The following is a 19,232-nucleotide window of genomic DNA, read 5'->3' on the forward strand; positions in this document are numbered from 1 at the left end:
CTGTGGCTGGGCCCCGCGTCGCGCCGGCCGCCGTATTCACCGGGGCGGGCATCAGCGGTGACGAGCCAGCCGCCCTGCCCCGCGGGTTCGGCCTGCGCGACGACGTGCTGGCGACGATGCACCAGGCGGCCCGCCGTCGGCTGGCCGGCCTGGTCACCGACGTGCAGCTCGAGGCCGTGCGCGCGGAGTCGTACAAACTCGAGGTGGTCCTCGGCCGGCTCTGGGGCACCGTCGGGCCGGACGCGCTGAACTGCGTCTTCGCGCTGCGGGTGAGCGTACCCAACGAGGCGCACCTGCTGGCGGCGCTGCACCTGTTGCATGGTGGCACCCACGTCACCGTCAACTTCGACGTGGGGATCGAGCTGGCGTACGACCTGATCTGCGGCCGCGCGGACCTGCCCGCCGACGCGCCGCACGACTATCACGCCGCTCTCCCGGCCTGGCGGGCGCTCGCGCCGCCCGATCCGCCGGCGCTGCTCGCGGTCTCCAGCCACGAGGAGTTCGCCGACTGGCTGCGCGCCGGTCGACCTCCCGCGCTGCTGAAGGTTCACGGCGGCCTGGACCGGCGGCAGAGCACGCTCGCCGACGTGGTGGTGGTGGACATCGAGGAACTCGCCCAGCTCACCGCCGAACGGGCGGCGGCGGTCGAAGGTCTCGGCGACGCCGATCGTCTCCTCATCACCGGGTACTCCGGCGGCGACCCGGACGTGTACGGCCCGCTGCTGGCGGCGGGCGCGCGCACGCCCACCACCTGGTGCTGCCTGAGCCTGCCCGCCGCCTCGACAGTCCCGGCGGACGCGCGCCGGCACGGTATCGACCTGGTGCAGGGGGCGCCTGACGGACTGGCGGTCACCGCGCTGCGAGGGCTCCTCGGCGGGGTTCCGCCGCCGGCCTGGCCGTCGGTACGCCTCCCGGGCGACGGCTACCAGGTGCGCTTCGAGAGGTGGAGGCGGGGACTGCGAGCGGCGCATCCGGACGAGCTGGTCGCGCAGTCCTGGGCGTGGCTGATCGCCGACATCGGCGACCTGGACGCCGCCGAGGCGATGCTCAGCGCCCTGCCCGAGGACGCGCCGGGCGCGCGGCTGCGGCACGCGGAGATCCTCTACAACCGGGCCCGCGGCGACGACCGGGTCCGAGCCGGCCGGATGTTCCGCGCTGTGGCGGCCGGCGCGGCGGACGCGGCGACCCGGCTGCACTGCCTACTGCGGCTGGGCGACATCGCGCGGGGTCGGGCGGCGCGCGACGCCAGAGGCGTACGGATCGTGTCGGACCTGGTCGAGGCGTACGCGAGGCCGGCGCACGTCATCGTCGTCACCCGCAACGGTCGCCGTCAGCCGGAGGAGGCAGGCGACGCGTACCGGGCGCTGCAGCAGACATCACTGCGCCTGCTGGAACGACTGGTGCTTGTCGCGCCACGGCCGACCTGGCCTGTCGTCGCCATCCTCTGCCGGGGCGCCGCGGTCCTGGGTGGACAGGCGGCGCGCCTGGCCCGTAACGGCAACCGCCTCGCGCTGGTCCGGCAGCATCGGGGGCTGCTGCGGGCGCTGGCCGCCCTGCTAGGGGCCCGACCCGGCCCGGTGGACGTTCGCGACGACATGCGCGCGCTACGCGCCACCTACCGGGCCGCCGACGACCTGCCCGGCGCCGCCGGTTGTGCGGTCACCCTCGCCGTGCTGGCCGCCGCCGACGGTGACCTTTCCGGAGCCCGCGCCCTGGTCGCCGAGGCCCTTCGCGACTACGTCGCCGGTCGGCCCGACGGACGGCCCCTGTTCGCCGGTGAGGCGCTTGTCGACGTCGCGACCCGACTGATCGACCGGCTCGACGGCGTCCGGCCATAACGGACAGTTGGTCTCGCCGAGGGCAACTTAGTTACCGATAGGTATTGTTCGCCGTCCGAAGATCCAGACCAGCGCCGCTACTATGACGGCAGCCTTGCACAATTGATCAAGGTTGACGCGGAGGTTCCGGTGAGCCCTTACCTTCGGAACGAGATCGTGGAAGCAATCAGGCGCGGCGACGCGATCTTCATCGTCGGCGCGGGCGTCTCTCTGCTCGCCTCGGACGGCGCGGAAAGCGCGTCGTGGAAAGGGCTGATCCGGGCCGGCGTCGACCGATCCGCCGACCTCGACCAATCCCTTTCCGGGCGGTGGCGGTCGAGCAAACTGAAGGCCCTGTCGTCCACTGCCGACAGCACCCAGATGATCAGTGTGGCGCAGGAGGTGGAACGCCACCTCAAGCAGATTCCCGGTAACCACTACGGCAAGTTTCTCGCCGAGACGGTAGGCAGCCTGCCGATGGTCCGCCGGGGCATCATCGACGTCCTGAAGGACTCGGGAGCGCCGGTCCTGACGACGAACTACGACAGCCTTCTGGAACAGGGCACCGGTCGGGACGCCGCCACCTGGCAGCGGATCTCCCATCTCCAGGACGAGATCAAGCAGCCGGGCCGATTCATCGTCCACCTGCACGGGCACTGGCGTGAGCCGGAGACGATCGTCTTCGGTTACGAAAGCTACGCACGGGTCATCGGTGACTCGGAGTCGCAGGCGATGTTGCGCGCGTTGCTGGCCACCAAGGCGATCGTCTTCGTCGGTTTCGGCCAGGGTCTGGAGGACCCGAATTTCGCAGCCCTCACGACGTGGCTGACATCCACCCTCGGGTCGAGTGGTATCGCACCCGCTGTTCTGGTCAGAAACAGGGAACTCGCGTCCGCGCAGTCCCGATTCCGGGCGCTCGGTGTGAACGCTCTGGCCTACGGCGACGCGTACGACGATCTGGAGCTGTATCTGGCCGACATCGTGCGAGAGGCCAACGCGGTCCCGACACCGGGTATCAAGGAGTTCACCTGGGAGTCGCTGGCCCCCAAACTGATGCGACTTCACCGACGTATCGCGAGGAGTTTCGCCCCCGACTTCGTGGTGGCGATGTCGGGTCCGGGAAACTTCGCTCCGGCGTACTGCCTGGCGCACTCCAGCGAGGATCCGCCGCTGCTGGCGGCGGTGACGTTTCCCCGCCGACCCGATCGCAGCCGGCACAATCTGGCGTTCGAGAAACTGGCGTCCAACGGCGGCTGGCTCCACCACGAGTCCGACAAGTGGGACGTGTTCCTTCCCAATGTGATCCGGGACTTCCCGGCGGGCTCACGCGCCCTCATCTTCGACGACCGGGTTGTGGGCGGGCGGGTGCAGCACGCGATCGCCGAGATGCTCAAGGGCTTCGGCTACGAGGTTCGCCGTGCCGCCCTGGTGGTCGATCCCCGGCAGACATCCGCAGTGGACTTTTATGAGGAGGTAGTCGATGGAGACTTCGTCTTTCCCTGGGGTGGCAAGCACGGCAGGGGTGAGCCAGCTTCTTGAGCGGGCCGAGGCCGGCCTCGCCGCGATGCAGGAGGCACAGCGGGCGTACGACGACGCGATGTGGGACATCGAGGACCCCGCCTTCGCGAAGTTGCGCCACGTCCACATCCACCTGTCGGTCACGGTCGGAAAGATCGCCAAGCTCGTCGAGCCGGCGGACCACACGAACCACCGTGGCGAGCCGGTCGAGGTCGGCGAGCTGCGTGAGTCGCTGGCGTCCGCCGTCGCGGACCTGCTCATGCACTCGGCCCAGATCGCGAACCTCGTCGACGGCGACCTGGGGGAGTTCCTGCGGAACCGGTACCGGCAGAACGCGGCGCGCTTCGCGCCCGACTCGGACTTCGCCGCGCTGTAGGCGTCGCGCTCCGGGGAGTTGGAGGCGTACGCCAGCTGACCCTGCACGGCGACGGGACCGGCACGGAGTCTTCCGTGCCGGTCCCGTCGGCCCCGGCAGTGTCGAACGCCGTTCGCCTGACGCGGCGGGCTCAGTCGTCGGCGACCGCCACCGGTTCCGAGCCGATGCAGCGCACCTTCAGCTCGTGCTCTCCGGCCGACCCCGCGAAGGTGACCTCGACGTCGTCGTCCGGCCCACGGTCGACGTCCCGGACCCGGTAGCCCTGCGCGGGCGCCCAGGAGACGAGGCGTACGCCGCCGGTGCCGCACTCTGCCACCGCCGTGCCGCCGTCGGTGGCGAACACCCGGCGGACTCCGGAACTGGTGCTGGGCGCGACGGTCCCGGTGGACGTTCCGGGCGAGGCGCCGCCCGTGGCCCCGGTCGGCGCCGCCTCGGGCGAGGCGAGCGCCCGTTCGATCTCCGCCTCGCTTCGTACCCCGCCTGGGGTGCCGGTGATGCTCTCGCCGACCAGACGGATGGCGCCCAGCCCGATCAGGGTGGCGACGGCGGCGGTGGCCACCCACCCCGCGGTCATGAGGATCGAACGACGGCCCATCACCTGACTATCCCCGATCCACAGTTGTCGCCGGCACATCCGGACGCTAAGGCACGGTTAACGTGCGCCTCGCCGCCCGCGGTAGCGGTTAGCCTGCCACCTGTGGCCCGCCTACTGCTCGTCGAGGACGACCTGACGATTCGTACCCCGCTGATCCGGGCGCTGCGCGAACGCGGGCACGCGGTGGCCGCCGCCTCGACAGCGATGACCGGCCTCCGCGACGCCCTGGACGACCGGCCCGACCTCGTCGTACTCGACCTGGGCCTACCCGACCTGGACGGACGCGAGTTGCTGCGGATGCTGCGCGCGGTCAGTTCGGTGCCGGTCATCGTGGCCACCGCCCGCGACGACGACGCCGAGATCGTCCGGGTGCTCGACGCCGGTGCCGACGACTACGTGGTCAAGCCGTTCACCGCCGCGCAGCTCGACGCCCGCGTACGGGCGGTGCTGCGGCGTGGCCCCTCCGGCACCGACGGGCAGGACCCGTCGCTCGTCGTCGGCGGGCTGCGCGTCGACCCCCGGTCCCGGCAGGTCACCCTGGACGGGGTGGCGGTCGAGCTGACGCCCCGCGAGTTCGACCTGCTGCACCACCTCGCCGGCCGTCCCGGCCAGGTGGTCACGAAACGCGAGCTGCTCACCGAGGTCTGGCAGATCCCGTACGGCGGTGCCGACAAGACAGTCGACGTGCACCTGTCCTGGCTGCGCCGCAAGCTGGGCGAGAACGCCCAGCAGCCCCGCTACCTGCACACCGTCCGTGGCGTCGGGGTACGCCTCGAAGCGCCGGCGGCGCAGCCGTGAGGGCACGCCTGGCGCTGCTGGTCGCCGCCGTGAGCGTGCTCACCCTCATCGCGTTCCTGGTGCCGCTGGCGTTGCTCGTGCGCACCGTCGCGGAGGACCGGGCCACCGTCCGGGCCACCGCCGACGCGCAGAGCCTGGTGCCGGTGGTCGGCACCGCCGACGCGGCCACCATCCGCCTCACCGTCGAGCAGCTCGCCGCCGAGTCCGGTCGACCGGTGAGCGTCTTCCTGCCCGACGGCACGGTGCTCGGCGCGCCGGCGCCGCGTACGCCCGCGGTGGCCCTGGCCGCGCGCGGGCAGAGCCTCACCGGTGAGTCGGCGGCCGGGCGGGAGGTGGTCATCGCCGTGCAGGGCAGGGCGGACGGCACCGGCGTGATCCGTACCGTGGTGCCCCGGAACGAGCTGACCGCCGGCGTGACCAGGGCGTGGCTGGTGCTGGCCCTGCTCGGTGTGCTCCTGGTCCTGATCGGGCTGGCGGTGGCCGACCGGCTGGCGCGCACCCTGGTCCGGCCGATCAGCGACCTGTCCGCCGTGTCGCACCGGTTGGCCAACGCCGAACTGGACGCCCGTGTCACACCCGCCGGCCCGGCCGAGCTGCGCGAGGTGGCCGGTGCGCTCAACCACCTGGCCGGCCGTATCCAGGTGCTCCTGGTGCAGGAACGCGAGCAGGTCGCCGACCTGTCGCACCGGTTGCGTACACCGTTGACGGCGCTGCGGTTGGAGGCGGAGTCGCTGCGCGACAGGGACGACGCGGCCCGGATCACCGCCGCCGCCGACGGACTGGAACGCGCGGTCACCGGACTGATCAGGCAGGCCCGGTGGCGTCACTCACCGGCGGTGGCGCCGGCCGGTTCGGACGCGGCGGCGATCGTCGCAGAGCGGGTCGCGTTCTGGTCGGTGCTGGCCGAGGACACCGGCCGGGCCGTCACGCTCGACCTGGCCGCCGGGCCGCTCCCCGTCGGCGTACCGGCCGACGACCTGACCGCGGCCGTCGACGCCCTGCTGGGCAACGTCTTCGCGCACACCCCCGACGGGACGCCGTTCGCGGTCCGGCTCGCCCGGGAGGCGGGGGAGGTGGTCCTCACCATCGCCGACGAGGGGCCCGGAATGCCGGACGGCGCGGTCCGGCGGGGCGCGAGCGCGGCCGGGTCCACGGGTCTCGGCCTGGACATCGCCAGGCGTGCCGCGCAGGCCGGCGGTGGTCGCCTGGAGGTGCGGACCGGCCCGCGGGGTGGGGCGCAGGTGTTGCTTCGGCTCGGCCCCCCGACGTCGCGCCCGCAGGCATAGGCGCTGCGGTGCCGGGTAGCTGGCCCCTATGGCGCGGTATACGAAACCCGAGCTCAGAGAGCAGATCAAGGAAGAGATCAAGGCTTCCGACAAGGGCGGCAGGCCGGGGCAGTGGTCGGCGCGCAAGTCACAGCTGGTCACTCAGGAGTACAAGAGGCGCGGCGGGGGATTTCTCGGCGAAAAGGACGAGCGGCAGAAGGCACTCCAGCGCTGGGGCAACGAGAAGTGGCAGACCAAGGAGGGCGACACCCGGGCCCGCAAGGACGGTACGACGAGCCGTTACCTGCCCAAGAAGGCCTGGGACGAGATGTCGGAGAGCCAGAAACGCGCCACCGACACCAAGAAGCGCGAAGCCTCCCGGACGGGCAGGCAGTACGTCGCCAACACCGGGCCCGCCAAGCGAGCACGCCGGGACGCCACCACGGCCGGCCGCATGTCGGAGATGTCGGTGGCCGAGGCCGCCAAGCTGGTCCGTGGGCTCGATACCCGGCAGCTCAGGACCGCGCTGCGCAACGAGCGCGCCAGCAAGGACCGCAAGACGCTCGTCCAGCGGCTCGAAGCGGAACTCAACAGGCGCGGCTGACGTGCCCGTCGACCGCCTTAACCCGGCCTTAGCGTCCCGACAGCGCGCTGCTATCCCGATTTGACCGATCCTCGGAGTCGACAACCGAGGAAAGGTGGACACCCCCCATGAAGCGCACCAATCTGCTTCTGGCGACGGTCGGCGGTTCGGCGGTGCTTGCGGTGGCCGGGGTCGCGCTCGGCGTCAACGCCGCGAACGGCTCGCGGACCGGCGGCACGGCACTGGCCGCGGCGACCGTCGCGCCGACGGCCACGGACGCGCCCGGGGCCAGCGGTTCGCCGTCGGCCAGCGGCACGCCCTCGGCGGGCACCCCGTCGGGTACGTCGTCGGCCGGAACGTCGTCGGCCAGCACCTCGCCGGCGGGCGGCGCCGTCGACGAGAAGCGTGCCGGCGAGATCGCGCTCGCCAAGGCCGGCGGCGGTCAGATCGTCGAGATCGAGTCCGAGCAGGAGAACGGTCGACAGGTGTGGAGCGTCGAGATCGTCGCTGGCGACACCGAGCACGAGGTGGACGTCGACCGGGACAACGGCTCGGTGGTCAAGGCCGAGCAGGAGCCGGTCGACGACGACGATGACGCCGACGACAACGACGACAACGACGACAACGACGACGACAAGGACGACGACGACAACGACGACGACTGACCGTCCGGCGCCGCCGCCCGTCACGGGGATCCCCGCGACGGGCGGCGGCTCTGGTCCGGCAGCGGGCGCGCCCGGTGCGCCGGCTTCAGATGGCGACCCGTTGCTCCTTGACCGTCGGCTGGTCCTGGTCGAACTGGGTGCGGTACAACTCCTGGTACCGACCGCCGGCGGCGAGCAGGTCGCCGTGTCGCCCACGCTCGACGATGCGTCCGTCCTCGACGACGAGGATCTGGTCGGCCGCCCGGATGGTGGAGAGTCGGTGTGCGATGACCACGCTCGTACGGCCGGTCAGGGCTTCGGCGAGAGCCTCCTGAACCGCTGCCTCGGAGGTGGAGTCGAGATGCGCCGTGGCCTCGTCGAGGATGACCACGCGCGGGCGGGCCAGCAGCAGTCGCGCGATGGTGAGCCGTTGCCGTTCCCCGCCCGACAACCGGTACCCGCGTTCACCGACGACTGTGTCCAGCCCATCGGGAAGTGTGCGGATCAGGTCGTCGAGGCGGGCCCGCCGCAGGACCTCCCACATCTCGTCCTCGGTCGCGTCCGGCCGAGCGAACGCCAGATTGGCCCGGATGCTCTCGTGGAAGAGATGCCCGTCCTGAGTGACCACACCCAGCGCCGTCCGGATCGACTCGGCCGACAGGTCGCGTACGTCGACGTCGGCGAGCCGCACCGCACCGTCCTCGACGTCGTACAGGCGGGGGACGAGCTGCGCGATCGTCGACTTGCCCGCCCCGGAGGAACCGACGAGGGCGACCATCTGCCCCGCCTCGGCGCGGAACGACACACCGTGCAGCACTTCCTCGCCGCCTCGGGCGTCGAGCTTCGCCACGTCTTCGAGAGACGCGAGCGACACCTTGTCAGCTGACGGGTAGCCGAACCGAACGTCGTCGAACTCCACAGCGACCGGCCCGTCGGGAAGCGGCCGGGCGTCGGGCCGGTCAAGGATCAGCGGCTTGATGTCGAGGATCTCGAACACCCTCTCGAAGCTCACCAGCGCGCTCATCACCTCCACCCGGGCGCTGGCCAGCGAGGTCAACGGCGCGTAGAGGCGCGACAGCAGCAGCGCCAGGGCGACCACCGTCCCGGCGTCGAGGCTGCCCCCCAGGGCGTAGAGACCGCCAAGCCCGTAGACCAAGGCCAACGCCAGCGAGCCGACGACGGTGAGCGCGGTGATGAAGACCCACTGGAGCATGGCGGTGCGGATGCCGATGTCCCGCACCCGACGCGCCCGCGCCGCGAACTCGGCCGACTCCTCGGCCGGCCGCCCGTACAGCTTGACCAGGGTCGCGCCGGGCGCGGAGAAGCGTTCCGTCATCCGCGTGCTCATGGCCGCGTTGTGCTCGGCCGCCTCCCGCTGCAACTGGGCGAGCTTCGAACCCATCCGGCGCGCCGGGAGAACGAAGATGGGCAGCAGCACGAGCGCCAGCACCGTGATCTGCCACGAGAAGCTGAGCATCACGGCCAACGTCAGCATCAACGTGACGGCGTTGCCGACCACGCTCGACAGGGTGTCGCTGAAGGCCCGCTGCGCGCCGATCACGTCGTTGTTGAGGCGGCTGACCAGCGCACCGGTGCGCGTCCGGGTGAAGAACGCCACTGGCATGCGCTGCACGTGGTCGAAGACGGCCGTCCGCAACTGGACGATGAGCCCCTCGCCGATGCTGGCGGACAGGAACCGCGTCACCATACCCAGGCCGGCTTCAGCCAGGGCGATCACCGCGATCAGCACCGCCAACCGGATCACGACGCCGCTGTCGGCGCCGTCCACGATGGCCTCCACCACCCGTCCGGCGAGGACGGGCGCCGCCACCGTGAGGACCGCCGTCACCACGCTCAGCAGCAGGAACCTGACGATCAGGGCCCGGTGCGGCCGCGCGAACTCCACAATGCGCTTCAGTGTGACGCGGGACAGTGGTCGTTCTTGCTGCGCGTTCATCGCGTGGTGCAGAGACGTCCACGCGGCAAATTCCATGCTCATGCCTTACCTCCGATACCGGAGGTTAGGACCTCACCCGCGCTTGAGGTCAAGTCACCGCGCGGGGTGCTCCAGCTCGGTGCGGATCTGACCGAACACACCTCGCGGGTCGTCGGCCTTTGTGAAGTTCACGAAGGTCACCATGCCGATCGTGTGCTGATCACTCCACACGCAGACGTCGACCGGGATGCCCGTCCCGGCCTGACCGGTGCCGCAGCCGGCCACCCCACCCAGCGGGCCCGGCGCGACCGACCCCACGTCGGTGACCTTCGGCAGCCCGGCGAAGACCTTGTCCAGTGTCGCGGTCGGGTCGGTGATCGTGCCGGACACCGCGCTGATCTGGATGACCCGCTGGTCATCGCCGGGGATGTGCAGACCACGCTCTCCGGAGTACACCTCTTCGGCCCGGACGTAGGCGGTGCCCGTCGCGCTTGTGGGCCCGGCGGCGAGCAGCTTCGTGAACTTGCCCATGGTCTGCTCAGCCTGGCCGCGGATGACCCGATCCACGGACTCGGGCCAGGTCCCCAGGAGCTTGGCTGGCTTGTCGATGCGCATCGCCGCGGCGGGAGGCGACAACTGCGTAGCCGCTGCCGCCGGGGGAGTGTCGGACTGCCCCGAACACCCGGTCGCGAACAGCAGGATCGTCGACGTCAGCGTGCCGACGATCGCTGAGCCAGTCGGCATCGTGCGCATCATGAGTTCCGTCCCCGTGGTGAGTGTCGCGCGAAAGATATCGCCGTCGGCACAGGCGCGAATCGCGTGGACCCCGCCAGCGTGACCGAGCACTCTCTCCGCTGGCCGTGCCTACGTTCGTCGGTGGTAGTGGTTGCGGCGGGGAAGTTGGTCGGGGTCGAGCCAGGCTGGCGGGATGAACTCGGGGTGGTTGTCGTCACCAAGTCGCACGGTCCAGTCGCTGTGGTGCAGGTGGCGGTGGTGGTGGCCGCAGAGCAGGACGGCGTTGTGGAGGTTGGTGGGGCCGCCATCGGCCCAATGGTGGATGTGGTGGGCGTCGCACCAGCGGGGCGGACGGTCGCAGCCGGGGAAGGCGCAGCCGCGGTCGCGTAGCACGAGCGCTCGGCGCAGGGGGCCGGTGATGAGGCGGCGTTGTCGACCGACGTCGAGGACCTGACCGGCGCCGCCGAGCACGGTGGGCAGGATTGTGGCGTCGCAGGCAAGTCGGCGCACCGTCTCCGCGGTGAGTCGGAGGCCGAGGTCGAGGGTGCCGGCGGACAGCTGCCGGGTCAGCGCGTCGTAGTTGGTGGTGATGACGATCTGAGCGGCATCGCCACCGCCGTCGGGCAGCTCGCCGGTTCGGAGAGCGAGTCGGCACACGTCGGCGAGGGCGTCGTGGCGTCGTTGCCCGGGGGAGCGGCTGTCGTCGGCTCCGGATGGGGCGGTCAGTGGGTCGATGGCGGCGCGCAGCAGGCCGGCGGTTTCGGGGTCGAGGGTGCCGGTGAGTCGAAGTCGGCCATCGGTTTGCTCGGACAGGGTCAGGTGCCGGTCGCGGGCAGCGCGGCGTGCCTCGGCGTCGAGGGCGGCTTCGGCGGTGGCGTCGGCAATGTCGGGGGCGACGTGGTCGAGGATGCGGGTGCCGAGTTTGCGCAAGTGGGTGGGGTCGAACTGGGCGGCCCAGCCGACGAGCACAGCGACTGCATTGTCGGCGGTCTCGGTGTCGGCCGACGCGCTCATGGTGTCGATGGTGTCGACGATGACCCGGGCCTGGTCCAGGCTGACGGCGCCATCGGCCAGCGCTTGTCGGATGCCGGGGTTGCCGGTGTCCAAAGCGGCGGCGAGGTCGATCAGGCGGCGGGCGGCGGGAACGGTCAGCCGCAGTCGTTCGCGGAGCCACACCGCGGTGGAGGAGGCTCCTTGGGTGCGGGCGGTGCCGCGGCCGTCGACCTCACGGATCAGGGTGAGGGTGACGGCGGCGAGTCGTTGCTGAAGGCGGTGCGCGGCGTCGAGCGCCGCGATCAGGTCATGGTCCGGGAGCGGCCACGCGGGGGCGTCGACGCAGGCAGAGATCGCATCGTCTGCCTGCGCCAACTCCTCAACCATGACCCGAGACTAGAACAGGTGTACGACAATGTCGGTCATCATGATCGATGTGCCGGCTGGTCACCGGAGACTCGTCGGCGCTGGACTCCTCCCAGGCGACGACCGGGTCAGTTCACCCGCACATCACGACGCCGACGTCGGCGCCACCGGCAGTCGTCTCCGCCACTCGCCCGGGGAGGATCCGTGCCGCCACCGTGACGACCATCGTCGCACCGCTCAACAGCAGGGGCAGAAGACGAGCGGCGGCGGCTGTCACAGGCCGGCGTGCATGGTCAGGCTCTGCCGCAGGTGCAGCTTCGGCCGGGACCCGACGACCGAGCCGACGACCTCGCCCCCGCGGAACACCAGAAGCGTCGGCAGGGACATGACGCCGTAGCGGCGCGTGGTCTGCGGATTGTCGTCGGAGTTGAGCTTGGCGATCATCATCCGGTCGCCGAACTCCCCGGCCAGCTCGACGAGGCTCTTCTCGATCATCTTGCAGGGCGGGCACCACTCGGCCCAGAAGTCCACCACCACGGGCCGGTCGCTGGCCAGCACCAGCTCGGCGAACGTGTCGTCGGTGACGGTGATCAGGGACCCGACTGTCGTTTCCTGGGGCATGTTTCCTCCCGGTGCGCGATGGCGTGGCTGAGTTGGGTGTGCAACCGCTGACGGACCGCCGTGAGTCGATCGAGGTAGTCGTCGACCTCGGCGAGCTTGCGCCGCAGCACCTGCACCGAATCCGGACAGACGTCGCCGGACGTGTTGCCCGCTCGTAGGCAGGCGACGAACGGACGGACGTCGTCGAGGCCGAAACCGACGTCGAGCAGCGCCCGGATCTCCCGGACGACCCGCAGCTCCGCCTCGTCGTACACGCGGTAGCCGTTGGCCGAGCGCCGCGGGCACACCAGTCCGTGGGCCTCGTAGTAGCGCAGGGTCCGGGTGCTCGTGCCAGCCCGTTCCGCCAGCTCACCGATCAGCATCAGACCTCCTCGACCAGCCCGTCGCGACCAGGCTAAACCTTGTCGTCAGCGTCAAGGCAAGGGTCGTACCCGGGGTTCCCCGGGCACGACTCAGGGCGCCGCTGGGCGGCGCCCTGAGCGTCTGCGCGAGGGGTCTAGCCGATGCGGAACTGCTCGCCGTAGACGGCGAACACCAGCGGCGTGTTCAGGGTGAAGTTGCCGTTGTTGAGGAACACCCGCTGGGCCGTGTCGACGCGGGAGGTGTCCGAGTGGGCCTCCTCCTTCTTCATCTCGACGACCCGCTCGTCGAGGAACGCGTTGAGCCAGGTCCGCTCGTCGCCACCCTGGGCCGGCGGCTTGGCCCGGGCCAGGGCACGGTTGCGGATCTGGCGCATGCCCTCGTACCCGTGCATGACTGCCGCGTCGTAGTAGGCGAACTGGCCGAGCGCCCGGACCTGGTCGTTCTTGCCGTCGCGTACCGACGGGTTGAAGTAGACCCGGTCCCGCTCGGCCTCCTGGGCGGCCTGGAACACCTGGTCGTTGGCCGCCGTCCGCCAGTCCCGGGGGAAGTTCGGGTCGAGGCCGGAGTGCGACGGCGTGCCGTTGACGGCGCGCAGCGCCGGCAGGTAGCCGGCCAGCACGTTGCCCGGCTTGGTGCGGGTGTACGCCTCGACGAGTTCGAGCATGTCGCCGGTGCCGGAGCAGAAGCCGATGATGCCGGCGGTGTAGCCGCGCCCGTCGCCGATGTCCTCGATGTAGGAGAACTGCGCCCGCCAGTCGAGCGAGGAGTTCTCCGCAGCCGAGACGAGCTGCATGGCGACGTCCTTCTTCGCGGGGTCGTCGAGGTTGGCGCCGGTCGGCGTGGTGGGCGGGGGAGTGGTGGGGGTGCCGCCGGGCAGGGTCCACTGTTGGTTGGTGGTGCCGCCGCAGGTCCAGATCTGCAGGCGGGCGCCGTTCGCGGTGCTGCGGTCGGTGACGTCGAGGCACTTTCCGGAGCCGGAGTTGACGAGCGCGCCGTTGCTGGCGGTCCACTTCTGCGCACCTGTGTTGTTGCAGTCGTACAGCTGCACCTTGGCGCCGTTCGCGGTCGACGCGGCGGTGACGTCGAGGCATTTGCCGAGTGCTCGGATCGAGGCGTCGGAGTTGCCGACGGTCCACGTCTGGGCCGCGCTGCCGTTGCAGTCGTAGAGCTGGACCGGCGTGCCGTTGGCCGGGTTGGCGGCCGCGACGTCGACACACTTGCCGCCGAGGCCGGTGATCGGGCCGGCGGTTGCGGCGCTGGCCGACGGCAGGCCGTAGCCGAGCCCCGCGACCGCGAGCAGCAGGGCGCCGACGGCGTAGGCGGCCGTTCTCTTGTGAACCATGGGTGTTCCTCGGGGAAGGGGCGGCGTGCCGCCGGCCGGTCGGTGGCCCGGCGCGGCGGTCCGGCCCCGGCGGGCTACCGCGAGCATCAGGAAACTGTATTAACAGATACCAGTGCGTCGATTCCTCGTCAATCGATGACCGCGAGGCGTGACGGGCCCTGTTCAGTCAGTTGATGACCCGGCGCGCGTCGTCCCCGCCCAGGTCAGGCGGGGGCGACGCGCTTGTCACTGCTCCCGGTAGGTGGCCAGGTCGAAGTCGGCGTACACGCCGTCGCCGCCGAGGTCCTGCACCCAGAGGCCGAGGAACGCCCCGGTGAAGCCCCACGCCGCGGGCTCACCGTCGATGATCAACGCGGCGTGCTCGTCGGACAGGATCGTCGCGTCCAGGTCGACGGGCAACCGCTGCCAACCGGCACCGAGGTCGTAGTCGAAACGCACCACAGGCCCGTCGAACACCGCCCGCAGGCCGACCCGGGTGACGCCGCTCGCGTCGACAGTCAGTTCGGGGTACGGGGTGCGCCGTCCGTTGTCGGAGCTGAGCAGCTCCAGCACGGTGCGCCCGTCGTCCGCCCGGGTCAGGTAGAGGTGGTGCCAGTTGAGGGTGTTGTAGTAGGCGGTGACCCCGGCGAGCTGGCGGTGGTCGACCGGGTCGAACTCGACGACGGTCTCCAGCGAACATTGGGTGGCGCCGACGCGCCGCGCGACAAGACTGGGCGCCTGCCTGCCGACCGGCGACTGTCCACCATGGATACGCAGGTGTGACGGACGCGCCCGCAGGTCCACCCAGTCCGGGGTGGCCGGCCGGCGCAACGTCGACCAGCAGTGCCCCAGCTCGGCATCGTCGAAGTGGTCGGTGGCCGGTTCCGCCGGCCACGGGTGGGTGGGCAGGTCGGGTGCGGCCACCTCGTCGGCGGGTACCCCGCCCGGCACCCGGGGCCAACCGCCGGCCGGCCAGTCGACCCGCTGGATGGCGGTCTCCCTGCCCAGCACGCAACTGCCCAGCGGGGAGTAGGGGCGGCCGACCAGGTGCGCCAGATACCACTCGCCGTCCTGCGTACGGACCAGGCTGCCGTGCCCCGCCTTCTGCAACCGCAGATCCGGCCGGCCCACAGAGGTGAGCAGTGGCCCGTCCGGATCCACCTCGTACGGCCCGAACAGGTCGCGCGAGCGCGCCACGGTCACCTGGTGCTCCCAGCTCGTGCCGCCCTCGGCGGTGATCAGCCAGTACCAGCCGTCGTGGCGGTACAGGTGCGGCCCCTCGGTCACCCCGACCGGAGTGCCGGTGAAGAGAATGCGGGGCCTCCCGACGAGTGTGCGGGTGGCCCTGTCGTACTGCTGGATCTCGATGCCGCCGAAGCGGTCCCGCCCGGGTCGCCAGTCCGCGCTCATGCTCAACAGCCAGGTGGTGCCGTCGTCGTCGTGGAACAGCGCGGCGTCGAAACCGCGGCCGTGCAGTTTCACCGGATCCGACCAGGGGCCGGCGATGTCCGGTGCGGTGACCAGGAAGTTCTGCGGGTCCCAGTAGCCACTGGCGAAGCTCGCCACGTCGCTGTAGACGAGGTGGAACTCGCCGTCGTGGTACGTCAGGTCGGGCGCCCACACCCCGTTGGAGTCGCCGCAGCCCCGCAGGTCGAGCAGGCGGCGGTCGGTGATGACACCGCCGAGGGGACGCCAGTTGACGAGGTCACGCGAGTGGTGGATCCGTACCCCCGGATACCACTCGAAGGTCGAGGTGGCCAGGTAGAAGTCGTCGCCGACGCGCAGGATCGACGGATCCGGGTGGAACCCGGCGAGGACGGGATTGCGGATCGACCGGGCAGCGGTCGCCACGTCAGCGGTGTCGGTCGACACGAAGGCTCCTCTAGGTGACTCTGAAAACTTCCGGAAACTTGCGGTCCAGGATGACTGGAAGTCCTGCCTACGCTAGCCGGTCTTCGCGCGATAGGACAGAGGGTCTTGACCGGTGGGGAAACTGCTCGTAGCGTCCCCGCCATCGATCGGTAATACCGGCGAAGCAATGAAAGTTCCGGAGATCCAGGTTCGAACCCTTGCCGGCTCGGCCGGCGTTCCGAGCAACCCGTGAGTCCCCGAAGGGATGGATCATGACAGCGCACCTTTCCCGCCGAACGCTGCTCGGCCTCGCCGGCGCCGGCGCCGGCGCCTACCTGCTCAGCGCGTGCAGTGATGGAGAGTCGGCCGACCCCAACGCTCCGCAGACCATCAACTGGTGGCACATCCAGAACACCGAACCGATGCTGCCGGTCTGGGCGGCGATGGCCAACGAGTACAAGACCGCGCACAGCAACGTCACGTTCACCATCCAGCCGCTGGAGAACGAGGCCTTCAAGGCCAAGCTCACCACCGCCACGCAGGCCGGCGACCCGCCGGACCTGTTCCAGTCCTGGGGCGGCGGCGTGCTCAAGCAGCAGGTGGACGCAGGCCTGGTCAAGGACCTCACCGACGACGTGAAGGACCTGGTCGCCGGGATCCTGCCCGCCGCCATGCAGCCGTACACGATCGACGGCAAGATCTACGGCATTCCGTTCGACATCGGCATGGTCGGGTTCTGGTACAACAAGGAGCTCTTCGCCCGCGCCGGCATCACCGAGACCCCCACCACCTGGACCGGTGTGCTCGACGCGGTCCGCAAGCTCAAGGCCGCCGGCATCACCCCGGTCGCCCTGGCCGGCAAGGACAAGTGGCCGGCCCACTTCTACTGGTCCTACCTCGCGATGCGCATCGGCGGTGTCGACGCGTTGCAGAAGGCCGTGGACAGCAAGAACTTCGACACCCCCGACCTCGTCGCCGCCGGTGAGCGGCTCAAGGAGCTCGTCGACCTGCAGCCGTTCCAGAAGGGCTTCCTCGGCGCGGAGTTCGGCTCGCCCGACGGTCAGGCCGCCACCATGGGCAACGGCAAGGCCGGCATGGAGCTGATGGGGCAATGGGCGCCGGCGGTGCAGGCGTCCAGCTCCACCAGCAAGAAGGGCCTCGGCGACAAACTCGGCTTCTTCCCGTTCCCCTCCGTGGACGGCGGCAAGGGCGCGGCGACCGAGGTCTTCGGCGGTGGCAACGGCTTCGCCGTCGGCAAGGACGCGCCGGCCGCCACCATCGACTTCCTGAAGTTCCTGCTCAGCGTCGAGAACCAGAAGCGCTCCGCGCAGACCGGCGCGGTGCTGCCCACGGTGAAGGACGCCACCTCCGCGATCAGCGACCCCAACAACAAGGCCGTCGCGGAGGCCCTGTCCAAGAACACCGGCTTCCAGCTCTACCTCGACCAGGCGTACGCGCCCGCGCTCGGGCAGCAGATCAACGACAGCGTCGCGGAGATCATCGCCGGCAAGAAGTCCCCGGCGGCGATCGTCAAGGACATCACGCAGGTGGCAAAGACCGCCTGATCGTGACCCGTCACCCGTCCGTAGCCGGCCGTAGAACCCGAGTGGAGCAGGAATGACCAGGCCATCGACCGTGTCCGACCTGAGGCGCGGCGACACGGCGACCGATCCGCCGGCACCGGGGCCGGGCACCGCGCGCAAGCGTGGCCGCCAGCCCCGGCCGGGCCGGGGCGGCGTCCTCGCCGTGTTCCTGGCGCCTGCCCTGGCGCTGTTCGTGCTGTTGGTCCTCGCCCCCATCGTGGTGGCCGCCTACGCCAGCTTCTTCAAGTGGAACGGCTTCGGCCTGCCGGAGAACTTCATCGGGTGGGACAACTACACCCGTGCCTTCGGCGACCCGACGTTCCGCGGCGACCTGTGGCGTGGCCTGATTCTGGTGGTGCTGTCCCTGGTCGTGCAGCTGCCTGCTGCGCTGGCCCTGGCCATGCTCCTCAATCAGCCGCTTCGCGGGCGGGCCGTCTATCGGCTGATCTTCTTCGCCCCGTACGTGCTCTCCGAGGTCACCACGGCCGTCCTGTTCACCCTGGTGTTCTCACCGAACCGAGGGCTGGGCGAGGGCGTCGCCCAGTGGCTGGGCGCCGACGCGGGCACCGTCTTCGCCGACCCGGACACCGTGCTCTACGCCGTCTTCCTGGTGGTGTCCTGGAAGTACTTCGGCCTCTACATGATGCTCTTCCTGGCGGCCCGGCAGGGCATCCCGAAGGAACTGCACGAGGCGGCGGTCACCGACGGTGCCACCGGCTGGCAGGCGTTCCGACACGTCACCCTGCCCCTGCTCGGCCCGACGATCCGCATCAGCATCTTCCTGTCGGTCATCGGCACCATCCAACTGTTCGACATGGTGTGGGTGCTCACCGGTGGTGGGCCGATCCACTCCTCGGAGACGCTGGCCGTCACGATGTACCAGTTCGGCTTCCGTCGCTTCGAGGTCGGTTATGCGAGCGCCATCAGCATCGTGATGTTCCTGCTGAGCCTCGTCTTCGCCCTGTTCTACCAACGCATCGTCCTGCGTCGTGACACGGCGGGCGCGATCACCACCCAGGGAGGCCAGCGATGACCGCCACGGCGAGTCGCGCCCAGCGGACCCGCAGCGTCGTGCTGCACCTCGTCTGCATCGCCGTCGGCGTGCTCATCGTCGTTCCGGTGTACTTCGGCGTGCTCGGCGGCTTCAAGGACAACGGCCAGTTGTCCACCAACCCGCTGGGCTGGCCCGACCCGTGGGTACCGAACTACTTCGAGATCCTGGGCAACGGGGTGTTCTGGCGGCAACTCGGCAACAGCCTGCTCATCGCCGTGACCAGCACCTTCATCGTCGTCGGCGCGGCGGCGATGGCCGCCTTCGTCTTCGCTCGCTACGCCTTCCGGGGCCGCGAGTTCCTGGTCACCCTGTTCGCGATCGGTCTGATGTTCCCGTTCGCGGTGGCCATCCTGCCGCTGTTCGTCCTGCTGCGCGGCATGGGGCTGCTCGACAACCCGCTCGGCGTCATCCTGCCCCAGGCCGCCTTCGGGCTGCCGATCACCATCATCATCCTGCGGCAGTTCTTCCGTACCATCCCCGCCGAGGTCGAGGAGGCCGCCGTCCTCGACGGCTGCGGCTCCTTCGGCTTCTTCTGGCGGGTCCTGCTGCCGATGGCCCGCCCCGCGCTGGCCACCGTCTCGGTGTTGGCCATCGTGACCAGCTGGAACAACTTCATGCTCCCGCTGGTCGTCTTCAGTGATCAGAGCTGGTGGACCCTGCCCGTCGGGGTCCAGGCGTTCCAGGGTCAGTACGCCGACGACACCGCACGGGTGCTCGCCTACGTCGTGCTGTCCATGCTCCCGGCGCTGGGCTTCTACGCCGTGGCCGAACGCCAACTCATCGGCGGCCTGACCGGCAGCGTCAAGGGCTGAG

18 protein-coding genes are annotated in these 19,232 nt (G+C 70.3%); 10 read left to right on the forward strand and 8 right to left on the reverse strand.

Features of this window, described 5'->3' with window-relative positions:
- Positions 1–2: 2 nt before the first annotated feature.
- The 3 genes from AB0N27_RS05515 (at position 3) to AB0N27_RS05525 (ending at position 3,711) form a co-directional block, all read left to right on the forward strand.
- Complete coding sequence (locus AB0N27_RS05515) at positions 3–1,838, forward strand: hypothetical protein (RefSeq protein WP_364363560.1); 1,836 nt, start codon at positions 3–5, stop codon at positions 1,836–1,838.
- Between the two features lie 102 nt (positions 1,839–1,940).
- On the forward strand, positions 1,941–3,356 hold the full coding sequence (locus AB0N27_RS05520) for an SIR2 family protein (RefSeq protein ID WP_364363563.1): 1,416 nt from the start codon (positions 1,941–1,943) through the stop codon (positions 3,354–3,356).
- Positions 3,340–3,711, forward strand: coding sequence for a hypothetical protein (locus AB0N27_RS05525; RefSeq protein WP_364363566.1), 372 nt, complete (start codon positions 3,340–3,342; stop codon positions 3,709–3,711). Before AB0N27_RS05520 ends, AB0N27_RS05525 begins: the two co-directional genes overlap by 17 nt.
- Before the next feature lie 130 nt (positions 3,712–3,841).
- Here AB0N27_RS05525 and AB0N27_RS05530 read toward each other — a convergent pair whose 3' ends face one another.
- Positions 3,842–4,306, reverse strand: coding sequence for a septum formation initiator (locus tag AB0N27_RS05530; RefSeq protein ID WP_364363569.1), 465 nt, complete (start codon positions 4,304–4,306; stop codon positions 3,842–3,844).
- Between the two features lie 102 nt (positions 4,307–4,408).
- On the opposite strand from AB0N27_RS05530, the gene AB0N27_RS05535 reads away from it, so the two are divergent.
- From AB0N27_RS05535 to AB0N27_RS05550, 4 genes are all read left to right on the forward strand, one after another.
- A complete protein-coding gene (locus AB0N27_RS05535; RefSeq protein ID WP_364363572.1) occupies positions 4,409–5,104 on the forward strand; it encodes a response regulator transcription factor in 696 nt (231 codons plus the stop codon).
- Positions 5,101–6,390, forward strand: a complete 1,290-nt coding sequence (locus AB0N27_RS05540) for a HAMP domain-containing sensor histidine kinase (RefSeq protein ID WP_364363575.1) — start codon at positions 5,101–5,103, stop codon at positions 6,388–6,390. Before AB0N27_RS05535 ends, AB0N27_RS05540 begins: the two co-directional genes overlap by 4 nt.
- Before the next feature lie 28 nt (positions 6,391–6,418).
- Positions 6,419–6,973 carry a DUF5872 domain-containing protein gene (locus AB0N27_RS05545; RefSeq protein ID WP_364363579.1) on the forward strand — a complete coding sequence of 185 codons (555 nt, stop codon included), beginning with the start codon at positions 6,419–6,421 and terminating at the stop codon, positions 6,971–6,973.
- 107 nt (positions 6,974–7,080) lie between these two features.
- Positions 7,081–7,617 (forward strand): PepSY domain-containing protein, encoded by a 537-nt coding sequence (locus tag AB0N27_RS05550; protein WP_364363581.1) that lies wholly within the window; start codon positions 7,081–7,083, stop codon positions 7,615–7,617.
- A gap of 85 nt (positions 7,618–7,702) precedes the next feature.
- Here AB0N27_RS05550 and AB0N27_RS05555 read toward each other — a convergent pair whose 3' ends face one another.
- The 7 genes from AB0N27_RS05555 to AB0N27_RS05585 form a co-directional block, all read right to left on the reverse strand.
- Positions 7,703–9,595: an ABC transporter ATP-binding protein gene (locus AB0N27_RS05555; RefSeq protein WP_364363584.1), complete on the reverse strand. Its 1,893-nt coding sequence runs from the start codon at positions 9,593–9,595 to the stop codon at positions 7,703–7,705.
- Between the two features lie 51 nt (positions 9,596–9,646).
- Positions 9,647–10,276, reverse strand: coding sequence for a hypothetical protein (locus AB0N27_RS05560; RefSeq protein WP_364363587.1), 630 nt, complete (start codon positions 10,274–10,276; stop codon positions 9,647–9,649).
- A 120-nt stretch (positions 10,277–10,396) separates the two neighbouring features.
- Positions 10,397–11,647: a DUF222 domain-containing protein gene (locus AB0N27_RS05565; RefSeq protein WP_364363590.1), complete on the reverse strand. Its 1,251-nt coding sequence runs from the start codon at positions 11,645–11,647 to the stop codon at positions 10,397–10,399.
- A gap of 252 nt (positions 11,648–11,899) precedes the next feature.
- Entirely contained in the window at positions 11,900–12,247 is a 348-nt protein-coding gene (gene trxA, locus AB0N27_RS05570) for a thioredoxin (RefSeq protein WP_364363593.1), read from the reverse strand.
- Positions 12,217–12,609, reverse strand: a complete 393-nt coding sequence (locus tag AB0N27_RS05575) for a MerR family transcriptional regulator (protein ID WP_364363596.1) — start codon at positions 12,607–12,609, stop codon at positions 12,217–12,219. Before AB0N27_RS05575 ends, trxA begins: the two co-directional genes overlap by 31 nt.
- Before the next feature lie 134 nt (positions 12,610–12,743).
- Complete coding sequence (locus AB0N27_RS05580) at positions 12,744–13,952, reverse strand: chitosanase (protein WP_364363599.1); 1,209 nt, start codon at positions 13,950–13,952, stop codon at positions 12,744–12,746.
- Positions 13,953–14,177: 225 nt separating this feature from the next.
- Positions 14,178–15,803, reverse strand: coding sequence for a glycoside hydrolase family 43 protein (locus AB0N27_RS05585; protein ID WP_364363602.1), 1,626 nt, complete (start codon positions 15,801–15,803; stop codon positions 14,178–14,180).
- 251 nt (positions 15,804–16,054) lie between these two features.
- Between AB0N27_RS05585 and AB0N27_RS05590 the strand changes: the two genes are divergently transcribed.
- From AB0N27_RS05590 to AB0N27_RS05600, 3 genes are read left to right on the forward strand one after another with little or no spacing between them, the layout of a single operon-like run.
- Positions 16,055–17,347 (forward strand): extracellular solute-binding protein, encoded by a 1,293-nt coding sequence (locus AB0N27_RS05590; protein ID WP_364363605.1) that lies wholly within the window; start codon positions 16,055–16,057, stop codon positions 17,345–17,347.
- A gap of 52 nt (positions 17,348–17,399) precedes the next feature.
- On the forward strand, positions 17,400–18,398 hold the full coding sequence (locus tag AB0N27_RS05595) for a sugar ABC transporter permease (protein WP_364363608.1): 999 nt from the start codon (positions 17,400–17,402) through the stop codon (positions 18,396–18,398).
- Entirely contained in the window at positions 18,395–19,231 is an 837-nt protein-coding gene (locus AB0N27_RS05600) for a carbohydrate ABC transporter permease (RefSeq protein ID WP_364363611.1), read from the forward strand. The genes AB0N27_RS05595 and AB0N27_RS05600 overlap by 4 nt, the downstream gene beginning before the upstream one ends.
- Position 19,232 lies beyond the last annotated feature (1 nt).

It is taken from the genome of Micromonospora sp. NPDC093244 (assembly GCF_040683695.1).
Taxonomy (GTDB): Bacteria; Actinomycetota; Actinomycetes; order Mycobacteriales; family Micromonosporaceae; genus Micromonospora.